25 protein-coding genes are annotated in these 24,947 nt (G+C 67.3%); 12 read left to right on the top strand and 13 right to left on the bottom strand.

Annotation, left to right across the window (positions count from 1 at the left end):
* Positions 1–11: 11 nt before the first annotated feature.
* The 3 genes from DELCS14_RS15680 to DELCS14_RS15670 all read right to left on the bottom strand — a co-directional run bounded on the left by DELCS14_RS15680 (position 12) and on the right by DELCS14_RS15670 (position 4,368).
* On the bottom strand, positions 12–1,049 hold the full coding sequence (locus DELCS14_RS15680; RefSeq protein ID WP_013802524.1) for an aliphatic amidase: 1,038 nt from the start codon (positions 1,047–1,049) through the stop codon (positions 12–14).
* A gap of 306 nt (positions 1,050–1,355) precedes the next feature.
* Complete coding sequence (locus tag DELCS14_RS15675) at positions 1,356–2,765, bottom strand: GntP family permease (protein WP_013802523.1); 1,410 nt, start codon at positions 2,763–2,765, stop codon at positions 1,356–1,358.
* Positions 2,766–2,877: 112 nt separating this feature from the next.
* Entirely contained in the window at positions 2,878–4,368 is a 1,491-nt protein-coding gene (locus tag DELCS14_RS15670; RefSeq protein ID WP_013802522.1) for a cytochrome P450, read from the bottom strand.
* Positions 4,369–4,584: 216 nt separating this feature from the next.
* Here DELCS14_RS15670 and DELCS14_RS15665 point away from each other — a divergent pair, with 216 nt between their 5' ends.
* The gene (locus DELCS14_RS15665; RefSeq protein ID WP_228676759.1) at positions 4,585–5,421 is read left to right on the top strand and encodes a helix-turn-helix domain-containing protein; all 837 of its coding nucleotides are present in this window, start codon (positions 4,585–4,587) and stop codon (positions 5,419–5,421) included.
* Positions 5,422–5,759: 338 nt separating this feature from the next.
* Positions 5,760–7,994 (top strand): NADP-dependent isocitrate dehydrogenase, encoded by a 2,235-nt coding sequence (locus tag DELCS14_RS15660; protein ID WP_013802520.1) that lies wholly within the window; start codon positions 5,760–5,762, stop codon positions 7,992–7,994.
* Positions 7,995–8,148: 154 nt separating this feature from the next.
* Here the strand turns inward: DELCS14_RS15660 and DELCS14_RS15655 are convergent, their stop codons facing one another.
* Positions 8,149–8,496 carry an RNA-binding protein gene (locus tag DELCS14_RS15655; RefSeq protein WP_012205474.1) on the bottom strand — a complete coding sequence of 116 codons (348 nt, stop codon included), beginning with the start codon at positions 8,494–8,496 and terminating at the stop codon, positions 8,149–8,151.
* 120 nt (positions 8,497–8,616) lie between these two features.
* Complete coding sequence (locus tag DELCS14_RS15650; protein ID WP_012205475.1) at positions 8,617–8,826, bottom strand: hypothetical protein; 210 nt, start codon at positions 8,824–8,826, stop codon at positions 8,617–8,619.
* Positions 8,827–9,179: 353 nt separating this feature from the next.
* On the opposite strand from DELCS14_RS15650, the gene DELCS14_RS15645 reads away from it, so the two are divergent.
* From DELCS14_RS15645 to fur, 6 genes are all read left to right on the top strand, one after another.
* Positions 9,180–9,578 carry a Fur family transcriptional regulator gene (locus DELCS14_RS15645; protein WP_013802518.1) on the top strand — a complete coding sequence of 133 codons (399 nt, stop codon included), beginning with the start codon at positions 9,180–9,182 and terminating at the stop codon, positions 9,576–9,578.
* Between the two features lie 66 nt (positions 9,579–9,644).
* Complete coding sequence (gene zigA, locus DELCS14_RS15640) at positions 9,645–10,865, top strand: zinc metallochaperone GTPase ZigA (RefSeq protein ID WP_013802517.1); 1,221 nt, start codon at positions 9,645–9,647, stop codon at positions 10,863–10,865.
* A gap of 46 nt (positions 10,866–10,911) precedes the next feature.
* A complete protein-coding gene (gene folE2, locus DELCS14_RS15635) occupies positions 10,912–11,802 on the top strand; it encodes a GTP cyclohydrolase FolE2 (protein ID WP_013802516.1) in 891 nt (296 codons plus the stop codon).
* A gap of 44 nt (positions 11,803–11,846) precedes the next feature.
* Positions 11,847–11,996 (top strand): type B 50S ribosomal protein L36, encoded by a 150-nt coding sequence (ykgO, locus tag DELCS14_RS15630; RefSeq protein WP_013802515.1) that lies wholly within the window; start codon positions 11,847–11,849, stop codon positions 11,994–11,996.
* Positions 11,993–12,553: a carbonate dehydratase gene (locus tag DELCS14_RS15625; RefSeq protein WP_013802514.1), complete on the top strand. Its 561-nt coding sequence runs from the start codon at positions 11,993–11,995 to the stop codon at positions 12,551–12,553. The genes ykgO and DELCS14_RS15625 overlap by 4 nt, the downstream gene beginning before the upstream one ends.
* Positions 12,554–12,570: 17 nt before the next feature.
* Positions 12,571–13,020 carry a ferric iron uptake transcriptional regulator gene (fur, locus tag DELCS14_RS15620; RefSeq protein ID WP_013802513.1) on the top strand — a complete coding sequence of 150 codons (450 nt, stop codon included), beginning with the start codon at positions 12,571–12,573 and terminating at the stop codon, positions 13,018–13,020.
* Here the strand turns inward: fur and DELCS14_RS15615 are convergent.
* The 7 genes from DELCS14_RS15615 to DELCS14_RS15585 all read right to left on the bottom strand — a co-directional run bounded on the left by DELCS14_RS15615 (position 13,007) and on the right by DELCS14_RS15585 (position 19,450).
* A complete protein-coding gene (locus DELCS14_RS15615) occupies positions 13,007–13,792 on the bottom strand; it encodes a DNA alkylation repair protein (RefSeq protein WP_013802512.1) in 786 nt (261 codons plus the stop codon). The genes fur and DELCS14_RS15615 overlap by 14 nt on opposite strands.
* Positions 13,789–14,280: a MarR family transcriptional regulator gene (locus DELCS14_RS15610; RefSeq protein WP_012205483.1), complete on the bottom strand. Its 492-nt coding sequence runs from the start codon at positions 14,278–14,280 to the stop codon at positions 13,789–13,791. The genes DELCS14_RS15615 and DELCS14_RS15610 overlap by 4 nt, the downstream gene beginning before the upstream one ends.
* A 23-nt stretch (positions 14,281–14,303) precedes the next feature.
* Positions 14,304–15,836, bottom strand: coding sequence for a PepSY domain-containing protein (locus DELCS14_RS15605; RefSeq protein ID WP_013802511.1), 1,533 nt, complete (start codon positions 15,834–15,836; stop codon positions 14,304–14,306).
* Between the two features lie 14 nt (positions 15,837–15,850).
* Positions 15,851–18,058, bottom strand: a complete 2,208-nt coding sequence (locus DELCS14_RS15600; RefSeq protein WP_013802510.1) for a TonB-dependent receptor — start codon at positions 18,056–18,058, stop codon at positions 15,851–15,853.
* A gap of 122 nt (positions 18,059–18,180) precedes the next feature.
* A complete protein-coding gene (locus tag DELCS14_RS15595) occupies positions 18,181–18,552 on the bottom strand; it encodes a hypothetical protein (protein WP_013802509.1) in 372 nt (123 codons plus the stop codon).
* Positions 18,553–18,561: 9 nt separating this feature from the next.
* Positions 18,562–19,014 (bottom strand): DUF192 domain-containing protein, encoded by a 453-nt coding sequence (locus DELCS14_RS15590; protein ID WP_043796166.1) that lies wholly within the window; start codon positions 19,012–19,014, stop codon positions 18,562–18,564.
* A 214-nt stretch (positions 19,015–19,228) separates the two neighbouring features.
* Entirely contained in the window at positions 19,229–19,450 is a 222-nt protein-coding gene (locus DELCS14_RS15585; RefSeq protein ID WP_012205488.1) for a hypothetical protein, read from the bottom strand.
* Between the two features lie 210 nt (positions 19,451–19,660).
* On the opposite strand from DELCS14_RS15585, the gene icd reads away from it, so the two are divergent.
* The gene (gene icd, locus DELCS14_RS15580) at positions 19,661–20,923 is read left to right on the top strand and encodes an NADP-dependent isocitrate dehydrogenase (protein WP_013802507.1); all 1,263 of its coding nucleotides are present in this window, start codon (positions 19,661–19,663) and stop codon (positions 20,921–20,923) included.
* A 66-nt stretch (positions 20,924–20,989) separates the two neighbouring features.
* On the opposite strand, the gene DELCS14_RS15575 is transcribed toward icd, so the two are convergent.
* Complete coding sequence (locus DELCS14_RS15575; RefSeq protein ID WP_013802506.1) at positions 20,990–21,757, bottom strand: DsbA family protein; 768 nt, start codon at positions 21,755–21,757, stop codon at positions 20,990–20,992.
* Positions 21,758–21,894: 137 nt separating this feature from the next.
* Between DELCS14_RS15575 and DELCS14_RS15570 the strand changes: the two genes are divergently transcribed.
* From DELCS14_RS15570 to mnmH, 3 genes are all read left to right on the top strand, one after another.
* The gene (locus DELCS14_RS15570; RefSeq protein WP_013802505.1) at positions 21,895–22,473 is read left to right on the top strand and encodes a TIGR02281 family clan AA aspartic protease; all 579 of its coding nucleotides are present in this window, start codon (positions 21,895–21,897) and stop codon (positions 22,471–22,473) included.
* A gap of 47 nt (positions 22,474–22,520) precedes the next feature.
* Positions 22,521–23,645, top strand: a complete 1,125-nt coding sequence (locus tag DELCS14_RS15565) for a serine hydrolase (RefSeq protein ID WP_013802504.1) — start codon at positions 22,521–22,523, stop codon at positions 23,643–23,645.
* 226 nt (positions 23,646–23,871) lie between these two features.
* Complete coding sequence (gene mnmH / locus DELCS14_RS15560; protein ID WP_013802503.1) at positions 23,872–24,936, top strand: tRNA 2-selenouridine(34) synthase MnmH; 1,065 nt, start codon at positions 23,872–23,874, stop codon at positions 24,934–24,936.
* Positions 24,937–24,947 lie beyond the last annotated feature (11 nt).

Raw genomic sequence — 24,947 nt, 5'->3', positions numbered from 1 at the left:
GCAGGACGCTGTCAGCGGTGCTTGGGCGCCTCGTGCGGAATGCCTTCGATGGGGCATTCGGGCGTGCCCACGGTGGTGCGTGTGAAGGACTCCACCATCTCGCGCGTGCCCTCGGGATCGTTGACCCACTGGCTGTAGAAGTTGTAGGGGCAGGCGGCCACGCCCTTGTCCCCGTCGCCGGAGTTGATGGTGCCGGTGTAGCCGCGGTGCACCAGCTTGAACAGATGGTTCTGCGACTGGCCGTTCTTGCGCGCATCGCGGATCAGGTGCTTGGACAACTCGGCGTACTGGATGCCCATTTCCTCCTCGCCGGTCTCGCCCAGGGTGCGGCCGTCGAAGCCGATGATGGCCGAGTGCCCGAAGTACGAGTACACGCCGTCGAAGCCCGCCGCATTGGCCACGGCCACATAGCAGTTGTTCATGAAGGCCATGGCCTTGGAGACCATGATCTGCTGCTCCTTGGCCGGGTACATGTAGCCCTGGCAGCGCACGACGAGCTCGGCGCCGCGCATGGCGCAGTCGCGCCAGATCTCGGGGTAGTTGCCGTCGTCGCAGATGATGAGGCTGATCTTCAGGCCCTTGGGGCCTTCGCTCACATAGGTGCAGTCGCCCGGGTACCAGCCCTCGATGGGCACCCAGGGCATGATCTTGCGGTACTTCTGCACGATCTCGCCCTGGTTGTTCATGAGGATGAGGGTGTTGTACGGCGCCTTGTTGGGGTGCTCCTCATGGCGCTCGCCCGTCAGCGAGAACACGCCCCAGACGTTGGCCCTGCGGCAGGCGTCGGCGAAGATTTCGGTCTCTTCGCCCGGGATGGAGCTGGCCGTGTCGTACATCTCCTTGGCGTCGTACATGATGCCGTGCGTGGAGTACTCGGGAAAGACCACCAGGTCCATGCCCGGCAGGCCGCGCTTCATGCCTACCAGCATGTCCGCGATCTTGCGGCAGTTGTCCAGCACCTCGGCCTTGTTGTGCAGGCGCGGCATCTTGTAGTTGACCACTGCCACGCCGACGCAATCGTTGCTGCTGGAAATATCTCCGTGTCTCATGCTGCTGCTCCTGAAAGGGTTGAGAGGCGGCTTTCCGCATCGCCGCCCCTTCGATTCCCGGCCAACAAAAAAAGGCCCGAACCGCTCCGGGTCAGGGAGCGGTTCGGGCCTTGTTGCCCGACATCTGCGCTGGCAGCTTTGGCAGCGGATGTCGTCTTGTCGGTGATGCGGGAATGAATCGGGGCGATGCCTTATCGCCGTGCATGCATTGTTGCCATGCACCCGCCCCGCGCATATACGTCATATGCCGGTTGTGGCGGGCGCGATGCCGTGGTATTTCCCGCGCGCGCTCTGCGCCCTGGTCCCTCAGAAGGACCCGAACATGGTGCCGAGCGTGATCACCAGCACCAGGGCCAGCAGTGGCGCGCCAATGGTCATGATGGCGATGTTGCCGTACGACTGGCGGTGCGTGAGGCCGCAGATGGACAGCAGCGTGATGATGGCGCCGCTGTGCGGCAGGGTGTCGAAGCAGCCGGCCGCCATCACCGCCACGCGGTGCAGCAGCTCCGGGCTGATGCCTAGCTGGGCGGCCATGGCCAGGTAGTCCTTGCCCAGTGTGGACAGGGCAATCGACAGGCCGCCCGACGACGACCCTGTGATGCCGGCCAGCACGTTCATGGCCACGGCCTCGGAGATCAGCGGGTTGTGGGGTGCGACGTTGAGCACGGCCTCGCGGATGATGGCAAAGCCCGCCAGCCCTGCGATGACCGCGCCGTAGCCCACTTCCGAGGCGGTGTTGAAGATGGGCAGCATGGAGCCCAGCACGCCCTTGTTCACCGACTCCTTGAGATTGCGCCAGCGGCCCAGGCCCAGCAGCACCAGTGCGGCGCAGGCCACGGCCAGGGCCATGATCAGCGCCCACAGGCCCGTCTGCTTGGCCGGGTCCACGGCAGGAAAGCGTTCCTTCAGAAAGCCGAAATCCATCTGCGGGAACACGCCGTAGGTCAGCAGGGCATTGACCGCGATCACCAGCACCAGCGGCAGCAGGGCCAGCAGCAGCGGCAGGTCCCGGCGGCTGTGCAGGGCGGGGTCGCTTTCGTCATGCAGGCCCTGCTCGACGGCGTCGTCATGGTCGCCGTAGCCTTCGCCGGCCACGCGCGCCTTGGCCGCGCGCGACTGCAGCCACCACAGGCCCAGGGCCAACATGGTCATGCCGCCGATGATGCCCAGGCCCGGCGCCGCGAACACGTTCGTGCCGTAGTAGGGAATGGGAATGGCGTTCTGGATGGACGGCGTGCCCGGCAGCGCCGTCATGGTGAAGGTGAACGAGCCCAGCGCGATGGTGGGCGGTATCAGCCGCTTGGGCACATGGGCCGCGCGGAACAGCGACTTGGCAATCGGATAGATGGCAAAGGCCACCACGAACAGCGACACGCCGCCATAGGTGAGCACGGCGCAGGCCAGCACCACCGTGAGGATGGCGTGCTTCTCGCCCAGCACGCGCATGATCCAGTGCGATATCGCGGTGGCTGCGCCCGAGTCCGCCATCAACTGGCCGAACAGCGCGCCCAGCAGGAACACCGGGAAGAACTGCAGCATGTAGTTGCCCAGGGCGCCCATGAAGGTGCTGGTGTACAGCGGCAGCATGTGGCCCAGGTCGCCGGACAGCAGCACGGCCACGGCGGCCATCAGGGGTGCCAGCAGCAGCACGGAGATGCCTCGATAGGCCAGGAACATCAGTCCCGCCAATGAAATCACGATTGCCAGGGTACTCAAATCGTCTCCAGTCCAGTGGTTCTAGTCAAAAAGACAGAATAAATGCGGATGGGTGACAATTTGGCGTAATTGGCGTGCTTTGTAGATGATTTGGCGCAATATATCGCCACGTTTACCCGGCCTGTGCGCCGCTGCGCGACTGCAGCCGCAGTCTCAAGGGCGTGGATGGCCGCAGCGTGACCTGCAGCACAGGGCGAGGGGCGCCGGCACCTTCGGGCACGCTCAGCCGCAGGCGCTGCAGCACCATGGCCGCCACCACCGTCATCTCCGTGCTGGCCAGGTGCTGGCCCAGGCATACGCGCGGGCCGGTGCCAAAGGGCATCCAGCTGCCGCGCGGCGCGGCAGGGGCTCCGTCCTTGTCGGCAACGGCGAAACGCTGCGGCTGAAAGGCATCGGGTTGCGGGAACCAGCGCGCATCGCGTTGCATGAGGCCGGGCGCAATCATGAACAGGGTTCGCGCGGGCAGGCGCCACGGACCCAGCTGCACAGGCCGCGTGCAACGCCGGCTGATGAGCACGGGCGCGGCCGGGTACAGGCGCATGGCTTCCTGCAGGCTCCAGCCCAACTGGCGCAGCGCCGGCAGGTCCTGCGCCGTGGGCGTGCGGCCCTGCAGCTGTGCATGGATCTCGTCGGCCACCTGCTGCTGCGCCTCGGGATGGGTGGCCATGCACCAGGACCACCAGGTCAGGCTGCTGGCCACGGTTTCGTGACCTGCCAGAAAGGCCGTCATGCACTCATCGCGCACGGCCTGCAGTGTCCAGGCCTGGGTGTCGCCCCGGTGCAGGCGCAGCAGGCGGCTGAGCAGATCCTCGGGCCAGTCTGCATCGGCCTGCGCCAGCCGGAGCCGGACCTGCCGGTCGATGAAGCTGCGCAGCCAGGCCAGCGCCCGGCGCTTGCGGCGCTTCCATGGCATGGCATCGGGCCAGCGCAGGGGCCAGTAGAACTCGCTGTTGGCGGCATGGCTGACTTCGCGGATGGCCTGCTCCGCGGAGCGCGCATCCTCGCCGATGGCGCCGGAGAACATCAGCCGCATGATCACATCCATGGCCAGGGCGGTCAGCGCCTGTTCCATCGGAAAGTCCTCGGACTGCTGCGGCCAGGCCTGCAGCGCGGCCTGCGCGGCTGCGGCCAGGGCCGGTATCTGGGCCTGCACGGCCTTGGGGGAGAAAGCCGGCAACAGGGCCTGCCGCTTGCTGCGCCAGGGCTGGCCTTCGCTGACCAGCACGCTGTGACCGTGCAGTTGGGCAAAGACCGAGATGCCGTGCTCCCAGCGCACCAGCGCGTCGTGCTGGCCGACCAGCAGCTCGCGCACCAGTTCGGGATCCGTGACGACGACCTGGTGCTCTGGCCAGATGCGCAGATGGATGGCATCGCCGTGCTCGCCGCGCCATTGCGCCAGCGTACCCAGCAGGTCGCGCGACATGCGGCGCAGCAGGCCCCAGCCCATGAGCCCCGGTGCCGGGCCGGGTGGCCAGGCCGTGGAGGCCGTCTGCTCGGATTGCTCGGGTAGCGCCGGTTGCGCCGCTTGCGTGGCGAAGGGGCAGGAGGCCGCGTTCGACGGCGCCGGTGTGTAGGTATCTTGCGTGGGATTCGGGCGGTTCATGTCCCCATGCTCGCTGGTCGCGCCGCCCGTGGTCTTGAACGAAAGCGTCACCGGATCGGCGGGCGGCAAGGCCTACACTGCGCCTCCATGGATGCCGTCGTGATGCCCGAAGCCGAAGCCGCAATCGAAGCCCGTACGCCCAGTGCCTTTGCTGCCTGTCCCCCTCTGCATGCCAGGGCCGCGCGCTGGGCAGGCCAGGGGCGGCAGCCGCACTCCATGCTGTATCCCGCGCCGGCAGGGCTGCATGGTGCGGTGGTGGCCGTCGTCTGCCGCGATACGCGGGGCGTTGTCCTGGACGATGCGCAGCGGCTGTCGCATTTTCCCGCCACCCCCATGGTCTGCCTGTCCTGGTACCAGGACATGGCCGCAGGCCTGGTGGGCGTGCAGGGCTGCGAGCCCTTTGAGGCATCCGTCATGCTCTCGGGCAGCCAGACCGCGCCGACGGCCAGTTGGGCCAGCGGGCCGGGCCGTGGCGGCATGGTCTGCCTGCACCTGGATGCCGCGCTGCAGCTGTTCGGCCCCGGCGTGCTGCATGCGCAGGATGGCTTTGTCGCGGCATCCGGGGTGCTGGGGCCGTCCTGGTCCGCGCTGTGCCAGGCCCTGCTGCATGCGCAGGACGATGCCGGCACCCTGGACGCGTTGCAGCGCCACCTGGCGCCGCGCTGGCGCGAGGTCCGGGGGAGCGCCCTGCAGGTGCTGCCCTCATTGCGCGAGCATGGGCGCCACTGGGTGGCCTGGCTGGGGATGCAGGCGCTGCAATGGCAAAGAACGCTGGGCGCGCGCCAGGTGGAGCGGCGCATCAAGCAGTTCAGCGGCCGCTCCCTGCGGCAATGGCAGGGCATGGTGCGCACGGAAAGCCTGTTCCATGCGGCGCGGCGCCACCATGAACAGGGACAGGCGCTGGACTGGGCCGCGCTGGCGCTGGACGAGGGCTTCTCCGACCAGGCCCATATGTGCCGCGCCGTGCGCCAGATCACGGGGTTTTCGCCGGGGGAGTTTGCGCGGCGCTTCGAGCACGATGAATCGTTCTGGATGTATCGGCTCTGGGTTTGACACGGGGGTCTGCTCCGCTTGCGTGTCCGTCACGCTACAGCATTTTTTGCATGGTAGAAAACGCGGGGGCTGCAAGCCGTTTCCCTGTGAAAACAGGTCCCGAATGCCGCTGTAAAACCCTAAGTCTTCTACAAGACTTAAAAAATGTGGCGGGTTCCGCTTAGAATTTTGTATTGTGGGATCGCATTGCAGAAAACGCCGGGGCAGCATGCTGGCGCGACGGGGCATTGCGTGACGGTCCTACTGCCTCAGGCTGCACCGGCCCCGTTTCCCCTAGCGGATGCCCGGTTCGACGGCCTGCGGCGCGACCCCTACCTTTTCACTACCTGAGACAAGAGATGAGCACGCAGCAACCCACCATCATCTACACCCTGACCGATGAGGCTCCGCGCCTTGCCACCAGTGCCTTCCTGCCTGTGGTGCGCGCCTTTGCCGCACCCGTCGGCGTGAATGTCGAGACCGCCGACATCTCCGTGGCCCACCGCATCCTGGGTGAGTTCTCCGAATTCCTGGCCGAAGACCAGCGCGTGGCCCACACCTTGTCCGAGCTCGGCAAGAAGACGCTGGAGCCCGATGTCAACATCATCAAGCTGCCCAACATCAGCGCCTCCGTGGCCCAGCTGACGGCTGCCATCAAGGAGCTGCAGGGCAAGGGCTACGCACTGCCCGACTATCCCGAGAATCCGACCAACGATCAGGAAAAGGACATCAAGGCACGCTACGGCAAGTGCCTGGGCTCGGCCGTGAACCCCGTGCTGCGCGAGGGCAACTCCGACCGCCGCGCTCCTGCCGCCGTCAAGAACTACGCCAAGAAGCACCCCCACTCCATGGGCGAGTGGAAGCAGTGGTCGCAAACCCATGTCTCGCACATGGAGCACGGCGACTTCTACCACGGCGAAAAGTCGATCACGCTGGACGCCGCACGCGACGTCAAGATGGAGCTGACCACCAAGAGCGGCAAGACCGTGGTGCTCAAGTCCAAGGTGGCCCTGAAGGCCGGCGAGATCATCGACTCCATGTTCATGAGCAAGAAGGCGCTGTGCGACTTCTATGAAAAGGAACTGGACGACTGCCGCGACGCCGGCATCCTGTTCTCGCTGCACGTCAAGGCCACGATGATGAAGGTCTCGCACCCCATCGTGTTCGGCCACTGCGTGAGGATCTACTACAAGGAAGCCTTCGAGAAGCACGGCAAGCTGTTCGACGAGCTGGGCGTGAACGTCAACAACGGCATGTCCACGCTGTACGAGAAGATCGAGACGCTGCCCGCCTCGCTGCGCGAAGAGATCATCCGTGACCTGCACGCCTGCCAGGAACACCGTCCCGCGCTGGCCATGGTGGACTCGGCCAAGGGCATCACCAACTTCCACTCGCCCAACGACGTGATCGTTGACGCGTCCATGCCCGCCATGATCCGCCAGGGCGGCAAGATGTGGGGCGCCGACGGCAAGCCCTACGACTGCAAGGCCGTGATGCCTGAGTCCACATTTGCTCGCATCTACCAGGAGATGATCAACTTCTGCAAGTGGCACGGCAACTTCGACCCCAAGACCATGGGCACCGTGCCCAACGTGGGCCTGATGGCGCAAAAGGCCGAAGAGTACGGCTCGCACGACAAGACCTTCGAGATCGAGGAAGACGGCGTTGCCAACATCGTCGATCTGGCCACCGGCGAAGTGCTGATGAGCCAGAACGTGGAGCAGGGCGACATCTGGCGCATGTGCCAGGTCAAGGACGCTCCCATCCGCGACTGGGTCAAGCTGGCCGTCACGCGTGCCCGCAACTCCGGCATGCCTGCCGTGTTCTGGCTGGACCCCTATCGTCCGCACGAGGCCGAGCTGATCAAGAAGGTCAACACCTACCTCAAGGACTACGACACCACGGGTCTGGAAATCCACATCCTGTCCCAGGTCCGCGCCATGCGCTACACGCTGGAGCGCGTGGCCCGCGGCCTGGACACCATCTCGGTGACCGGCAACATCCTGCGCGACTACCTGACCGACTTGTTCCCCATCATGGAACTGGGCACCTCGGCCAAGATGCTGTCCATCGTGCCCCTGATGGCCGGCGGCGGCATGTACGAAACGGGTGCTGGCGGCTCGGCTCCCAAGCACGTGCAGCAGCTGGTGGAGGAAAACCACCTGCGCTGGGATTCGCTGGGCGAGTTCCTGGCACTGGCCGTGTCGCTGGAAGACCTGGGCATCAAGAACGACAACGCCCGCGCCAAGCTGCTGGCCAAGACCCTGGATGAAGCCACGGGCAAGCTGCTGGACGAAGACAAGTCGCCTTCGCGCCGCACCGGCGAGCTGGACAACCGTGGCAGCCAGTTCTACATCGCCCTGTACTGGGCACAGGCCCTGGCGGCGCAGACGGAAGATGCCGAACTGGCCTCCAAGTTCGCTTCGCTGGCCAAGCAACTGGCTGACAACGAGTCCAAGATCATCGAAGAGCTGCGCGCCGTGCAGGGCAAGGCCGTGGACATCGGTGGCTACTACATGCCCGACGTGGCCAAGATGGATGCCGTGATGCGCCCCAGCGCCACGTTCAACGCAGCCATCGACGCGCTGCTGTAAGCCACTGTGCCGGGGTCAGGCCCCGGCAGGCTTCAGCCATGACCGGCCGACCCGCAAGGGCGGCCGGTTTTTTCATGCCTGCAACGGCAGGAAAGAAAACCGCAGGCGAAAAAAAACCGGCCCAGAGAGCCGGTTTTTGGAAGCTGCGCCGTGATCAGTAGCGACCGCCGCCGTGGCCGCCATTGCCATAGCCGACGTCCGAACGCTTGCCGGCGTAACCCTGCGGGCTGTAGCCACCGGAGCTGCGGCCTTCTTCACGGGGACGGGCCAGGTTCACGACGATCGAGCGTCCGTCCACGGACATGCCGTGCAGGCCGGTGATGGCGGCCTGGGCCACTTCGGCAGAAGCCATTTCCACAAAGCCGAAGCCCTTGGAGCGGCCGGTTTCGCGGTCCATCATGACCTTGGCGGAGGCCACGTTGCCGAACTCGGCAAAGTTGCTTTCCAGGCTGGAGTCGGTCACGGAGTAGGGCAGATTGCCCACGTAGATTTTGGTGGTCATAGGAAAACCTCTTCGATTGGATGTGCGCAAAAGGGCGCACCGTTGGCATGCATGCGGCGGACTGTGCAATCCGCGGCGGTGAATGGGTGGGAGGGTGACGGCAGCCGGGCAGGCAGGCCGTCAGCAGGCAGGCGGGTGCTGCATGCAGGTCTGGAGCCAGCCCTGGGTGACGGCAAACAGCCGTGCTGCTTCGCGGGAGGCGAACGCCTTGTCGAAGCGGAATACGCGGCAGTAGCTGCCGTTGCCTTGGGAGCGATGGACCGCGAAGGAGGCGCGGAAGCGGCCGCAGTCGGTCGGGTGTGTCGAGGGCGAGACGACGTACTTGCCCATGGGAATGCCAGTGTTTGAAATGTGGTTCAGTCAGGTTCGCAGCCTTGAACAGGCCTGCGTGAGCATCTGGGAACTCGGTTGGCTGCAGCTCTACAGACCAACTGTGCGACAAAGGTCGCAAGAGACATCCTGCGGGGAGCGGCGGACAGCCGTTGTGCAGGGAAGGGAAGTGGGCGGCTTAAGCGCTTGGCCTCAACAACGGAGCTGACTATATCCTGTTGTGTATTTAAGCGCAACTTAATATTCTTTTTAATTGTAAAACAGTGCGTGGCTGCCAATTTTGTTATGTTATAACGTAACTGTTTTGATGCAGGGCAAGGTCGCTGCCCGCCCTTTTTGACCAGGAAACCACCATGTCCCACTCCCTGACCACCAAGCAACAACGCGTGCTCGACACGCTGCGCCAGGCCGGCGCGCCGCTGACGGCCTACGCGCTGCTCGACCAGTTGCGGGACCACGGTTTGACGGCCCCTACCCAGGTCTACCGCGCGCTGGACAAGCTGGCCGAGCAGGGCGTGGTCCATCGCCTGGAGTCGCTGAATGCCTATGTCTGCTGCTCGCATCCGGACGAGGGCAGCCATGATTTCTCGGCCTTTGCGATCTGCGACAGCTGCGGCCAGGTCGATGAGTTCGTGGACGACGCGCTCAACCGCTGCCTGGGCAGCTGGGCGCATGGCCATGCGTTTGCGCTGGCCCATTCAAACATCGAGCTGCATGGCAAGTGCTCCGCCTGCACCGCGCTCCCCGCCTGAGACCCCTCCCTGCGCATGCGGCCGCAGTGCCCGCCGCGTGCTCCCTGTCCCTGTTCGAGAGATTCCATGATGCATACCGTAGCGCCGGTTCAGCCGCCGCATGCCCGATTGCCTGTGACCGTGCTGTCGGGTTTTCTGGGCGCGGGCAAGACCACCTTGCTCAACCACATCCTGCACAACCGCGAAGGGCGGCGCGTGGCCGTCATCGTCAATGACATGTCCGAGGTCAACATCGACGCGGCCCTGGTGCGCGATGGCGGCGCCGGCCTGTCGCGCACCGACGAAAAGCTGGTGGAGATGAGCAACGGCTGCATCTGCTGCACGCTGCGCGAGGACCTGCTGCTGGAGGTGGCGCGGCTGGCGGGCGAGGGCCGCTTCGACCAGCTGGTCATCGAGTCCACGGGCATCTCCGAGCCGCTGCCGGTGGCCGAGACCTTCACCTTCGCGGGCGAGGACGGACGCAGCCTGGGCGATGTGGCGCGGCTGGACACCATGGTGACCGTGGTCGATGCCTTCAACTTCCTGCACGACTATGGCTCGCGTGACAGCCTGCGCTCGCGCGGTGAATCGCTGGGCGAGGAGGACCGCCGCACCGTGGTCGATCTGCTGATCGAGCAGGTGGAGTTCTGCGATGTGATCGTGCTCAACAAGATCGACCTGGTCACCGAGGAGGACTGCACGCGGCTGATGGCCATCCTGCGCGGGCTCAACCCGCGTGCCAGGCTGGAGATCGCCTCCTTCGGCCAGCTGCCGCTGGATCGCGTGCTCGATACCGGGCTGTTCGATTTCGAGGAGGCCTCCAGGGCGCCGGGCTGGCTGCAGCAATTGCGTGGCACGCACCAGCCCGAGACCGAGGCCTATGGCGTTGCCAGCTTTGTCTACCGAGCCCGGCGCCCCTTTCATCCCCGGCGCTTCTTCGGCCTGGTGCAAAGCGAATGGCCGGGAGTGGTGCGCTCCAAGGGATTTTTCTGGCTGGCCAGCCATCCGGCGCTGGCCGGCTCCTGGTCGCAGGCCGGCGCCGTGGCGCGCCATGGCCCGGCCGGCCACTGGTGGGCCGCCGTGGAGGCCGAGCGCTGGCCGCGCGACCCCGAAAGCGTGGAGCGCATCCTGGACAAATGGGTCGATGGCGTGGGCGACGCGCGCCAGGAACTGGTGCTGATCGGCATGGGCATGGACGAGGACGCGCTGCGCGCCCGCCTGGACGAGTGCCTGCTGACCGATGCAGAAATGGCCCTGGGCCCGCAGGCCTGGGCGCAATGGGACAACCCGTTTCCCGACTGGAATTGAGCGAATACCGCGCCGGCCTGGGTCGGCGTGGCCACTGGAGCCCCGAATGCCTGCACCTCTTCCCGATGTTTCCCTGACCGATCCCGCGCCCAGCCTCAGCCCGCTGCAATGGGTGGGCATGCAGGGCATAGACCTGCCCGTGACCGTGGCCGAGCCCGGCTACTGGCGCGAGCTGCATGCGCGTGCCGATGTGCAGGTCGATCTTCCTGCGGCCCATGTCAAGGGCATACACATGTCCCGGCTGTACCGGCAACTGGACAGCCTGGCCGAGGAATCCGCGCTGTCTGCCCTGGCGCTGCGCCATGCGCTGCAGGCCATGATCGACAGCCACCTCGACTGCCAAAGCCGCAGCGCCCGGATGCGCCTGTCGCTGGACCTGCTGGCCCAGCGGCCCGCCCTGGTCACCCACGATCTGTCGGGCTGGAAGTCCTATCCCGTACGCCTGGACGCCACGCTGGCGCAGGGCGTGTTCCAGCTGCGGCTGCAGGTGAGCGTGGGCTATTCCTCGACCTGCCCCTGCTCGGCGGCACTGTCGCGCCAGTTGCTGGAGCATGGCTTTTTGCAGGCCTTTGCGGGCGAGCCGCTGGTGGAGCCGGACCAGGTGGCCTCCTGGCTGCGCCGGCATGGCACGCTGGCCACGGCACACAGCCAGCGCAGCGAGGCCCAGGTCAGCGTGGACCTGGCCTGTGATGGGCCGGACCTCGGCATCCTGCCCCTGATCGCCCGCGTGGAGCAGGCGCTGGGCACGCCCGTGCAGACCGCGGTCAAGCGCGCCGATGAGCAGGCCTTTGCCGCGCTCAACGGCCGCAACCTGATGTTTGTCGAGGATGCGGCGCGCCGCATACAGGCCGCGCTGGAAGGCATCTACGCCCGGCCGCGCGTGCATGTGCGCCACATGGAGAGCCTGCATCCGCACGATGCCGTGGCCTGGGCATGACCGGCGAGCCGGCACCCGTTTCTCTACAACCCAAGGAGTTTTCCATGCAAGTTCTCTCGTCACTCAAGGAAGCCAAGCTGCGCCATCGAGACTGCCAGGTGGTGCGCCGCCGCGGCCGCATCTACGTCATCTGCAAGAGCAACCCGCGCTTCAAGGCCCGCCAGGGCGGCGCAAAGAACAGGCGCAAGGGATGATCCGCAAGAACCCGCGCGGCGACCTGCCGCGCATCCATGCCAGCGCCTTCGTGGACCCCACGGCCATCCTGTGCGGACTGGTGGTCGTGGAAGAGAACGTCTTCATCGGCCCCTATGCGGTGATCCGTGCCGACGAGATGGATGCTGACGGCCACATCGACCCCATCGTGATCGGTGCGCACTCCAACATCCAGGACGGGGTGGTGATCCACTCCAAGTCCGGCGCGCGCGTCAGCGTGGGGCAGCACACCTCGATCGCCCATCGCGCCATCGTCCACGGGCCCTGCACCGTGGGCAATGGCGTGTTCATCGGCTTCAACAGCGTGTTGTTCAACTGCGTGGTCGATGACGGCTGCGTGGTGCGCTACAACGCCGTGGTCGATGGATGCCACCTGCCGCCGGGCTTCTACGTGCCATCCACTGCGCGCATAGGCCCGGAGACCGACCTGTCCACGCTGGCCCAGGTGCCCGCCGACGCCAGCGATTTCTCCGAGGACGTGGTCCGCACCAACAACGAATTGGTGCGCGGCTACAAGGCCATCCACAATGAGTTCTGACCGGCCGGGAGGGCTGCATGTCCGATTCCGCTGACCTCAAGAACCTGGGGCTGAAGGCCACGCTGGCGCGACTGTGGGTACTGGACATCTTTCGCCACGGGGACCAGCGGCATCTGGCGGCGGAGGAGGTCTACCGCCAGCTGCATGACCAGGGCCGGGGCACCAGCCTGGCCACGGTCTACCGCGTGCTGGCGCAGCTGGAGCAGGCCGGCATGCTGCGCCAGCAGCGCTTTGCGGCGGGCAAGGCGGTCTATGAACTCGACGACGGCGAGCACCATGACCACCTGATCTGCACGCGCTGCGGCCTGGTGCAGGAGTTCCACGATGCGGTGATCGAGCAGCGTCAGAAGCTGCTGGCGCGCTCGCATGGCTTTGCCATCGTGGAGCACTCCCACATCCTCTACGGGCGCTGCATCAAGCCCGACTGCGAACGGCTGGCGGGCCGGCAGGAGGCTAGCTCTCCTTGAGGCTGCGCTGCGCACGCTCGCAGATGCGGCGCGTGGCGGGCACGGGCGATTCCTCGAGCCATTGCGCGCACAGGGCGCGCACCCAGTCGGGCCGGCTCTTGGCCGCGTCGTTGAGCCAGTTGGCCACCGAGTCCTGCACATAGGGCGAGGCATCGGCGCGCAGCCGCTGCAAAAGGGGCAGGGCGATCTCCGGCTGCTGCTTGAGCGCCGCGATATGGCTGCACCAGACGCCGCGCGGCCGCAGGGCCTCGCTGGCGAAACGGCGCAGGCGGTCGGAGGGCCGCCTTGTCCACCGGGACAACTCGGCCACGGCCTGCGGCAGATCGCTGGCCAGATGCGGGCGCACGCCCATCCACGACCATTCGCGCACTCCGAAATGCGAGTCATCGGCCAGCGGCTGCAGCAGTTCCAGGCGCTGGCTCAGGGTCAGGCCCGGCTGCGCACCGGCCATGAAGCAGGCCCAGCCGCGCACCGTGTCAGAGCGGTGCGTGAGGCAGCGCTGCCAGCCCGCCTGGCCCAGCGCCTGCCACAGCAGGCCGCCAATGCACTCCATGCGTTTGAGAATGCCAAGCTGGCCCAGCGCCTGCGCCGTGTCCTCCAGCTGCGGCCACGCGTCGGGAAAGACGGCCTGCAGCAGCCGGGCCTGGTCCACGGCCAGGCTTTCGGTCAGCGTGGCGGTCTCGATCTCGCCCAGGGACAGGGCCTGCAGCAGTTCGGGAGTGATATCGACCGTGCGGTTGGCGCCCTTGCGCCGGGGCGTGGGCGCCGTCATGCGCTGGCCTCCACGCCTGCGGCGGCCTTGGCCAGCAGCTTTCCCAACTGGCCGCGTTCGGCGGGCGACAGGTTGGAAAACAGGCCGGCGATCCATTGGCTGTGCCGGGCAAACAGCTTGCGCGCCAGCTGGCGGCCCTTGGCGGTGAGCTGCACGCGCAGCGCGCGGCGGTCGGCCGGGTCGGGCAGGCGCTCGGCCAGGGCCTCGCGTTCCAGGCCGTCCAGCAGGCCGGTCACGGTGGCGCGGGTGATGCCGGCCTGCTCGGCCAGGTGGTTGGGCGCCAGCCCTTCGCTGGCGGATTCCAGCAGGAACAGCAGCACGAAGCGCCCTTCGGACAGGCCATGGGGCGCCAGCAGCGCGGCGCAGTCACGGTCGATGCGTGCAGCCAGCGACAGGGTCTGGAAGCACAGCCGCATGCTGTCCACGTCGTCCAGCTTGCGGCGCTCGGCCTCGGCCAGCAGGGCCTGGTATTTCTGTTCGAGTTGCATGCGGCAAGCATACAGTATGGTGGCTAACCATGTGGCTGCGCCTCCAGGCAAGCCGATGCCTGTGCGCGATGGCTGCGCTTGCGGCGCAGCCTGCGCACGCCTATGAGCACGCCCGTGGCGCTCATCAGCAGGCCGCCCAGGCTGAAGGCCAGCAGCAGCGCATCCCACAGCGGCCGGCGCTGCAGCAGCGGCAGCCAGTCCCAGCTGTGCAGCATGGCGAACAGCCAGCGCTTGAGGCGCTGGGTGCTGTCCAGCCGGCCCAGCACCTGGCCCGTGTGCGGGTCGATGTGCACCCAGCTGGCCGCAGCATCGCCAAAGACCACGCGCAGCACGGGCAGGGGCTTGTCATGGCCGCCCATCATGGTGTGCTCGGCGCGCTCGTACCAGTACAGGTCGTGCGCGGTCAGCCATTCGCTGCGCAGCACGGGTGCGTCGATCAGCACGGCCGCGCGGTCCAGCAGGGCCTCGCGCGAATGGGCCACGGGCGCGGCGCTGGCGCTGTGCAGCACCAGGGGCGTACCGGCTGCGGGCTGGGCCAGCACCTCGGTGCGGCCTGCGGTGCGCAGCCAGCGCAGTTCACGCACGGGGCCGCCCGCTGCGGCAATCAGCGACTGCGGCGTGGCGTCGTCCCCCGTCAGGCGCAGCGGGCCCTGCTGCCACCGGGCCATGTGCAGTGGCGGTGTGCCCGTGTCGAACAGGCGCCAGGGGTTCATGGACATCAGGCCGCTGAAGATCCAGGCCAGCGTGGTCAGCGCAAACAGCAGGCCCGCCACATGGTGCCAGCGCATGGCGCGGCCCGGGTAGGGCGTGCGCCGGCCGCTGCGGTAGGGCTGCCTGAACCGCCAGCGCGTCACCCCGACCACGGTGCCGGTGATGGCCACGGCAATGCCGACCAGCGACAGCACGTTGACGATGTCGGCCCAGGCGCCATCAAAGGCATTGCCCCGGAACATGTACAGCCAGTGCAGCCAGGCGCCCAGGTAGTTCCAGCCGCGCTCGGTGCGCGTGGCATCGCGCACCACCTCGGCCGTGCGGCCGGAGATGTAGAGCAGCGTGCCCTGGGCATCGTCCATCTGCACGCGGTGCAGGGGGCGGTGGATGTCCAGCGCGCGCGAGTGGCTGAAGGCATCCTCATCCACCGTGCCCAGGTAGTGCAGGCCCGTGCCGTCCCCCGCGAAGGCACGGGCACTGGCCAGGGCCTGTGCCTCGCTGGTGGCGGGCAGCACATGGCCGCTGGCCGCATCAATGGCCACGGGCTGGCGCCGCCCCTCGGGCGTGGCCAGGTAGCTGGCACGGCCGCCGCTGCCGGCATGCAGGCGCAGGTCCTTGAGCGGGCCGTCGATGCCGGCCGCGCGCAGCGCCTCGGCGGGCGCGAGCAGGGCGGCGTTGCCATCGAGCGGAGGCAGGTGGCGCAGCCGTTCGGCCTCGGTGAGTTTGGGGTAGCCCACGTACATCATCACCATGCCCGAGACAAACCACAGCGCAAAGAACAGGCACACGGCAATGCCCAGCCAGCGGTGCAGCAGGAACAGCCAGCGTTTGAGGTGAAGGCGCATGGCGCGGCCCTCGCTCAGAACGCCACGCGCAGCGTGATATCGGCCGTGCGCGGCGCCCCCAGGTAGGCCATGGTGCTGGTCAGGCTGGCGGCGTAGACACGATCGGTGGCATTGCGCAGCCGTGCGATCACGGTCATGCGCGGGTCGATGCGGTAGCTCATGCCCAGGTCCAGCAGGGTGTAGGCAGGCCAGGACAGGGTGTTGGCCGCATCGGCATAGATACCGCCCACGCGGCGCAGCCCGGCGTTGACCTCCAGCGCCGGCGTGATGCGGTAGCTGGTCCAGAGGTTGAGCACGCTGGCGGGCGTGTTCGTGGGCCGCTTGCCGGCCAGGGACACGCCCCCTTGCTGGTAGTTGTCATAGCGCGCGTCCACATGGCTCCAGTTGCCCTGGACCGACCAGCGCGGCGTGGGCGCCAGGCCCATGGACAGCTCCACCCCGCGCGAGGACTGCTGGCCCACCAGCACCGTGCGCGTACTGTCCTGCGGGTCCTGGGTGGAGATGTTGCGGCGCGTGATGTGATAGATCGCCAGCGCCGCCGTTCCCTTGCCCTGCCAGAACGACAGCTTGCTGCCGGCTTCCACCTGGCGGCCCGTGGTCAGCCCGGTGTTGTTGATGGCGTCGGCAAACGAGGCGCCCATCAGCATGCCTGACGGCGGATCGGCCGCCGTGGAGAACTGGGCGTAGAGATTGGCCTCGGGCGTGGCATCCCAGACTAGGCCCACGCGCCCGGTCGTCGGGCTATAGCTGCGGCTGTAGCTGGCGGGCAGCGCGGGCGTTACATCGCGCCGGTTGGTCAGGTCCACCTCGATGCGTTCATGGCGCAGGGCGGTCAGCAGGTGCAGGGCCGGGGTGAGGGCCGTGCGGTTTTCCAGGTACAGGGCGGTGGTGGTGACCTTGTTGTCGCGGTCGGGCCTGAAGCCGGGCGCCATACCGGGAATGTCGTAGAAGTTCTCTGTCGTGAAATCGTAGGGATTGACCGTGCTCACCGTGCCCGACAGGCTGTTCGGAAAGCGCGTCTGCCGGTTCACGCTCACATCCAGCCCAAAGGCCCATTCGCTGCGCCGGCCGGCCAGCTCGCCCAGGTAGCTGCCTTCGATGCGGTCGCCCACCATGCGCTGGTCATGGCGCTGCAGCAGCGCGGCCGAGCGCACCACCGCGCTGTTGTCGGGCGTGAAGCGGTAGGTCTCCACGTTGCGGTAGTCGCGCAGCGCGTCATAGGCGTAGAAGGTGTTGCTCAGCTTGAGCCGGTCGCTGGCCCGCCATTCGGTGATGGAGCGCAGCCACTGCACGCGCTGGGCATACAGGCCGTCGGCGCTGTTGTAGTTCTTGCCGAGGGTGGCCTCGTCAATGCGCGCCTGGCCGCGCAGCGGGTTGAGCAGCGGCGTTCCCCAGTAGGGGCGGTCCACGCGCTCATGCTGGGCTTCGTAGGCCAGGGTGTGCGTGAGGCCGCCACCCAGGTCGGACAGCAGCGAGGCCGCCAGCTGCGTGGAGCGCGACTGCGTGCCGCCCACCCAGCTGCCGGCATCGCGGTGGTTGAGGTCCAGGCGCAGGTAATGGGGCGTGCCCTGGATGTCGGTGGCATCGCCCAGGCGGCGGTTCAGCCCGACGGAGGCTTCCTTGAGCCCATAGCTGCCCAGGCGCAGCTGGCCTTCGGTGAAGCTGTCGCGCTGGGCCAGCTTGGTGATGTAGTTCAGCGTGCCGCCCACGCCGCCTGCGCCGTAGAGAAAGCCGGAAGCGCCGCCAATGGCCTCCACCCGGTCGTAGATCCAGCTGTCCACGGGCCGGGCCGCAATGGAGTATTGCAGATTGATGCCGTTGAACAGCTGGCTGACCGACCCCGTGCCGAAGCCCCGGTAGCTGATGCCGATGTTGCCGGGCGGGCTGTAGGCCGTGACGCCCGGAATGGAGCGCAGGATCTCCTGCGTGTCCTGGGCGCCGCGCGCCTCGATGGCGGCGCGGTCCACGATGTGCACCGAGGCCGGTGTCTCGCGCGCCGTCAGGCCCAGGCGGCTGGCCGTGCCCACGGTCTTGTTCAGCGGCAGCAGGCCGTTGGCGTCGGCCGTGGCCTGGTCGGAGACTTCGACGGCGGGCAGTGCCGCCTCGGCCAGGGCCTGCGCGTGCGCGGCAGGTGCCCATGCGGCGCCCAGCGCGCAGCACAGCGCCGTGGCAAGGGGATGGAGACGAAAGGCGTGCGTGGATGCGCGCACCGGCGCCGCCATCGCGGGGAAAGGGGAAGAATTCACGAACTGACTCCGGGTCTTGCACCGCGCATGCGGCGCAGTCCTGGGCCACAGGCGCGGCACAGGCGGGCCGGGCGCGCATCAGCAGGCCCGGCGGCGATTCAAGAGAACACGGCAGTCAGCGGGGGAGGGCCGCGCGCCGGCAGCGGCGCGCGTGTGACGGAGGCAATGTGCGCCGCCACCAGTGGCAGCAGTGCGTGGGCCAGCGGTTGCTGGTGGGGCACGGCCATCTGCGGCAGGGCCGGCGGCGGTGCGCCGGCGGGCAGGCACATGGGGCAGTCAAGCTGGTGGTGGCCCATGCCCGGGGCTGCGCTGTCGCCCAGCGCCACCAGCTTGACGTCGCCGCTGGCCGTGCAGACCAGCTCGAATCCCTGGGGATGGACCAGGGGTGAGGCCACGGCAACGCCCAGCGTCACGGCAAACCAGGCCAATATCAGCCGGGTGAGCCAGAACGAGGAGCGAAGCGCTTGCATGGGGCGTGATTATGGCTTGGGGGCTGGTGTCGGTGTGAACAGACTGCCGCCCAGCTTGACGCCAGCCTTCAGGCCGCGCTTGGCGAACCAGCCCTGGTTCATCTCCAGCACATAGCGCACGGGCTTGGCCGAGCAGTGCGAGTCCTCGGTCATGGGCTTCATGTCGGCCAGGTTCACGATGGTGCCGTCATCGGCCACGAAGGCGGCGGTCAGCGGCAGCAGGGTGTTGCGCATCCAGAAGCACTGCACGGCGGGCACCTCGAAGACGAAGATCATGCCCTCCTGCTGGGGCATTTCCTGGCGGAACATCAGGCCGATGGCGCGCTCGCGGTCCGAGGCGGCCACCTGGGCATCGATGCGGTGGATTCCGGCCGTCAACTCCACGCGGCGCAGATTCATCTGGGGGTTGCCCTGGGGCTGTGCGCCTGCCGATACGGCGGCGCCAGCCAGGCAGGCGGCCATGAGCAACCGCTGCAGCGCGCGGCGGGAAAGGGATGTGTGGAGGGGTGTCGAAGGCTTCGTCATCTTGCACATTCTGTCGCAGGGGGCGCGTGGCCGGACGCAAAAATCGGCCTGGCCGGGCCATCATGGCCGGGCGGGCGGCAAAAAGCCCGCAGTGCATTGCTGACTTGCGGGCTTTTTTGAGGGGATGCCGGCTGGCATCCCGCGGCATGGATCAGGCCACGGCCTTGTGTGCCTTCTTCGTGGAGCGCTTGGCGTGCTTCTTGCCGGAGTGCTTGCCGCTCTTGGCGACCTTGGCCTTCTTGGCTGTGTGAGCGGGAGCAGCTGCGGAAGCGGCCGTGGGAGCCGACATCGGCGCTTCGGGTGCTGCGGCGGCCTGTGCGAAGGCGCCTGCGGCAAACGAACCGGCGATCAGGACAGCGAGGAGTTTTTTCATATATGCCATTTCCTAGAAAAGCGGTAGAAGCCAAGTTGAATCAGACAACGGTGCGAAATTCTTGATGCACCGCACATGCTCAACGCGTTTACTGTATCGCCGTTGACAGGAGGGCGGCCCGATTGTCGTTAGAATTTTCTGCACCAAATTCGTGCCCCGATCCGGGCATTCACTCTTGCCTCGTGCACCAGCCAACGGAGACCCGTCCCCATGAACCGCTTCCAGCACATCCAGGTGCCGGCCGAGGGCCAGAAGATCACTGTCAACGCCGACATGTCGTTGAACGTGCCAGACCAGCCCATCATTCCTTTCATTGAAGGCGACGGCACCGGCGTGGACATCACGCCCGTGATGATCAAGGTGGTGGATGCCGCCGTGGCCAAGGCCTATGGCGGCAAGCGCAAGATCCAGTGGATGGAGGTCTTCGCGGGCGAGAAATCCACGCGCATCTACGGCCCCGATGTCTGGCTTCCCGAGGAAACCATGCAGGCCCTGCGCGAGTACGTGGTCTCCATCAAGGGCCCGCTGACCACGCCCGTGGGCGGCGGCATCCGCTCGCTGAACGTGGCGCTGCGCCAGGAGCTGGACCTCTACGTCTGCCTGCGCCCCGTGCAGTACTTCAAGGGCGTGCCCTCGCCGCTGAAGGAGCCCGAGAAGACCAACATGGTCATCTTCCGCGAGAACTCCGAGGACATCTACGCGGGCATCGAGTACGAGGCCCGCAGCGACAACGCCAAGAAGCTCATCGACTTCCTGGTCAAGGAGATGGGCGTCAAGAAGATCCGCTTCCCCGAGACCTCGGGCATCGGCGTCAAGCCAGTGTCCATCGAGGGCACGGAGCGCCTGGTGCGCAAGGCCATCCAGTACGCCATCGACAATGACAAGCCCAGCGTGACCCTGGTCCACAAGGGCAACATCATGAAGTTCACCGAAGGGGGCTTCCGCGACTGGGGCTACGCGCTGGCCGCGCGCGAGTTCGGCGCCCAGCCCATCGACGGCGGACCCTGGCTCAAGTTCAAGAACCCGCGCACGGGCCGCGACATCGTCATCAAGGACTCCATTGCCGACGCCTTCCTGCAGCAGATCCTGCTGCGCCCGGCCGAGTACTCGGTGGTGGCCACGCTCAACCTCAACGGCGACTACATCTCGGACGCGCTGGCCGCCCAGGTCGGCGGCATCGGCATTGCGCCCGGCGCCAACATGTCCGACTCCGTGGCCTGCTTCGAGGCCACGCACGGCACGGCCCCCAAGTACGCGGGCAAGGACTATGTGAACCCGGGCTCCGAAATCCTCTCGGCCGAGATGATGCTGCGCCACATGGGCTGGCGCGAGGCGGCCGACCTGGTCATCAGCGCGCTGGAAAAGGCCATCCAGAGCAAGCAGGTGACCTACGACTTCGCCCGCCTGATGGACGGCGCCACCCAGGTGTCGTGCTCTGGTTTTGGCGAGGTGATGATCTCCAAGATGGATTGACGGGCGCCCGCTCTCCATGAAAAAACCGCGCCAGGCGCGGTTTTTTCTTTGCTGGTCGTTGAGGGATCAGCTCTTGGGCAGCGCACAGCCATCGGGCCCGCAATCCTCGCCTTGGGGCGCGGTCTGCTCGCCGGCGGTGATGGCCGCAACCTGCTGCACCCACTCGCCCAGTTGCTGCGCCCAGCCATCGGCATCTCCCAGCCAGGGACCGATGTCGATGCGCTGGATGGCGCGCTGGCCCGGCTGCTCTGCCTCGGGGTGGTCGAACTCCAGCGCGAAGGTCGGGAAACCCTGGCCTTGTGCCAGGTCCAGCCATTCGCGCGACTGGGCGATATGGGCTTGGGTTGCGGCGCCCGAAAGGCGCTGGAAGGCGTCGGTGAAGGCCGCCACGTCCAGGCCCAGGTCCCGGGCCAGTTCCAGCAGCACGGCCGGATCGCTGATGCGCCGGCCTTCGACATAGTGGGCCTGCTGCTGGCGCGCCAGCATGTCCAGGCCCCGGCCCGCCAGTTCCTCGGCGGCCAGCAGCGCCGTGGTGGGCGGCTCGGAGTCCAGCACGGCGCCCAGGTCGTTGAGCAGGCCGTCGAAGTAGGCCGTGCCGAAGGGCTGGCCCGTCATCTCGGCAATGCGCTGGTCGTGCGGCATCACGTGGCCGCGCCAGTCGGCCGTGATGGTGCGGGTGTGGGCGCCCGTGAGCATGCCGCCGCCATGCCATTGCAGCGTGACGCCGGGCACGCTGCGCGCGGCCTTGACCAGGGGCGCGGCGGCATAGCACCAGCCGCACAGCGGGTCGAAGATGTAGTGAAGGACAAAGGGCGGCTGCGCGGTCGTGGTCATGGCAGGAGCGGGCTGTGATGAAGGCGCCCACTGTAGCGGCTATTGGCTTGCCCGTGACGGGGCAGGGCCGCAGGCAGAATGGGCGACTGCCGCCGTGCAGCCACCGTGCTGCCATCGCCGATCCCGTCTGCATTGCCATGCGCCTCAAATCCACGCCGCCTCCGTCCGATCCGTCCGCTTCCTCCGCCCCGGCCGCCGAGCCCAGCGTCCAGTCCGTCGCCCGGCGCGGCATGCTGGGTTTTCTGCTGTTCTGGCTGCTGGTCATGGGCGTGCTGTACTGGGCCATGCAGATGTACCTGAAGCCGGCCGGCGTCAAGGTCCAGGCCGATGGCACGGTGGCCATTGCGCGTGACCGCGACGGGCATTTCCGCGTGGAAGGGGCCGTCAACGGGCAGCCCGTCATGTTCCTGGTGGACACGGGCGCCAGCATGGTCGGCGTGACCGAGCCGCTGGCCGAGCGCGCAGGCCTGGACGGCGGCGAGCCGGTTCGCTTTCGCACCGCCAATGGCGAGCGCGACGGCCGCATGGTGGTGGCTGAGCAGGTGCGCGTGGCCTCCCTGGTGGTCAGCGGCCTGCGCGTGGGCACGGGCTATACCGGCAGCACGGACAGGGATGCGCTGCTGGGCCAGAACTTCCTGCGCCAGTTCGATGTGGAAATACGCGGCGACCGCATGCTGATCCATCCGCGCGGCAGCGGGTCTTCGCCCAAGCGGTAAGTACGTAAGCAACTAAGTAACTAACTAGCTAAGCAAGGGAGAGGGACATGACAAACAACGCCTTTCGCACCGACAGGCGCAGATGGCTGCAGACGGGCGCAGCCCTGGCGACGCTGGGCTGCACGGCCTGTGCCAGCGTGGGGCAGGGCGGTGCCTCTTCCACCGGCGCCGGCACCGGCACTGGCCTGGCCGAGGACCTGGGCGAACGCCTGGACCAGGGCGTGCAGAGCGGAGAACTGGCGAACCTGCACGCGGTCGTCGTGATGCGCCACGGCCGGCTGGCGCTGGAGCGCTATTTCGAGGGCGAGGACGAACGCTGGGGCGAGCCGCTGGGCAAGGTGGCCTTCAACGCCGACTCCCTGCACGATGTGCGCTCGGTCAGCAAGAGCGTCGTCGGCCTGCTGTACGGCATGGCCCTGGCCGAGGGCAAGGTGCCCGCGCTGGACACGCCCCTGGTCCAGGCCTTTCCCGCCTACGGCGATCTGGCGGCCGATGAGGGCCGGCGCGCCATACTGGTCTCCCATGCCCTGGGCATGACCATGGGCCTTCAATGGGACGAGGACCTTCCGTATTCCGACCCGCGCAACAGCGAAATCGCCATGGAGCGCAGCAGCGACCGCTACCGCTATGTGCTGGAGCAGCCCATCGTCGCCTCGCCTGGCGAACGCTGGTGCTACAGCGGCGGGGCCACGGCCCTGCTGGGCCATCTGATCGCGCAGGGCAGCGGCATGCCGCTGCTGGACTATGCGCGGCACAAGCTGTTTGCTCCGCTGGGCATCGACAAGGCGGAGTGGACGCTTGGCACCAACGGCGAGGCGGCCGCCGCCTCTGGCCTGCGCCTGCGGGCGCGGGACCTGGCCCGCATCGGTCAGCTGGTGCTGCAGCAGGGCGAATGGCAAGGCCGGGCGCTGGTACCTCGGCATTGGATTGTGCAATCCATTCAGCCGCGCGTGGACGCCTGGCCCGGCCTGCGCTACGGCCACCACTGGTACGTGGGGCAGACCCGCGCTGGCCTGGCGTACTACATGGCCATCGGCCTGGGCGGCCAGCGGCTGGTGGTCGTGCCCCAGCATTCACTGGTGTATGCCGTCTTCATGGGCAACTACGACAGCCCCCAGCAGGTGCAGCGCGTGGCCGCCGTGCAGGGTCTGATCGCCGCTGCCTTGCGTTGACTGCCTAGCCCTGACAGCCGAGCGCGGGCATGTCGGGCGTGCGAGAATCCCCGCTTCCAAGGTCGGCCGCGTGCCCGGCTCGCGCAAGCAGGGCGCGAAGCGGGGCGGGCCGGTGCGTGTCGAGGCTCGATCCACTTTCCTGGTTCCGGTGCCGGCCCATGAGCCCCTGAGGCCATGGCGCCGGTTGTTTCTGCCTCCCGCATGATCGCCAGATCACCGTTTGCCCGTGTCCCACCGCCAGCCCATCCGCATCGCCGACCGCCACCAGTTCGACACCCTGATCGACGCCCGCTCGCCTGCCGAATTCGCGCAGGACCACATTCCGGGCGCCATCAACTGCCCCGTGCTCGACAACGAGGAGCGCGCCCGGATCGGCACCATCTACAAGCAGGTCAGCCCCTTCGAGGCCAAGCGCCTGGGTGCGGCCATGGTCTCGGCCAACCTGGCGCGCCATCTGCAGGAAACCTTCGCCGACAAGCCCGCCAACTGGAAGCCGCTGGTCTACTGCTGGCGCGGCGGCCTGCGCAGCGGCTCCATGGTCACCTGGCTGCGCCTGGTCGGCTGGGATGCTCAGCAACTGGCCAACGGCTACAAGTCCTATCGCGGCCATGTGATCGAGCTGATCGACCGCCTGGTGCCCCAGCTGCGCCTGCAGGTGCTGTGTGGAGCCACCGGCAGCGCCAAGACCCGCGTGCTGCACGCCCTGGCCGAGGCCGGCGAGCAGGTGCTGGACCTGGAGGGCTATGCCAGTCACAAGGGCTCCTTGCTGGGCAACCTGCCCGGCGTGGAGCAGCCCAGCCAGAAATACTTCGAGACGCTGCTGGCCCAGCAGTTGGAGAGTTTCGATCCGTCGCGCACCGTGTACGTGGAAGGCGAGAGCGCCAAGATCGGCCGCGTGTCCCTGCCGCTGGTGCTGGTCGAGCACATGCGCCAGTCGCCCGTGATTGCGCTCGATGCCACGCCCGAGGCGCGCCTGGCCTACCTGCTGCGCGACTACGCCTACCTGGGCGACGATCCGCAGACGCTGGCCGACAAGCTGGGCTGGCTCAAGGAGCTGCAGGGCAAGGAGACCATCTCGCGCTGGCAGGCCTGGGCGCATGAGCGCAGCCTCTCGCCGCTTTTCTCCGAGCTCATGGCCCAGCACTACGACCCGCACTACGAGCGCTCGCAGGAGCGGCATTTCACGCAGTGGCGCACGCGCCGCAGAGTGCAGGCCGACGACCTCAGCGAGGCCAGCATCGCCGCGCTGGCGCAGCAGATACTGGCGCTGGATGGGGCATCGGCCGCATGAAGCAGCCGCGT

The organism is Delftia sp. Cs1-4 (assembly GCF_000214395.1).
In the GTDB taxonomy this organism is placed as follows: Bacteria; Pseudomonadota; Gammaproteobacteria; order Burkholderiales; family Burkholderiaceae_C; genus Comamonas; species Comamonas acidovorans.
The sequence above is the reverse complement of the archived record's forward strand: the minus strand, read 5'-3'. Positions and strand labels throughout refer to the sequence as shown.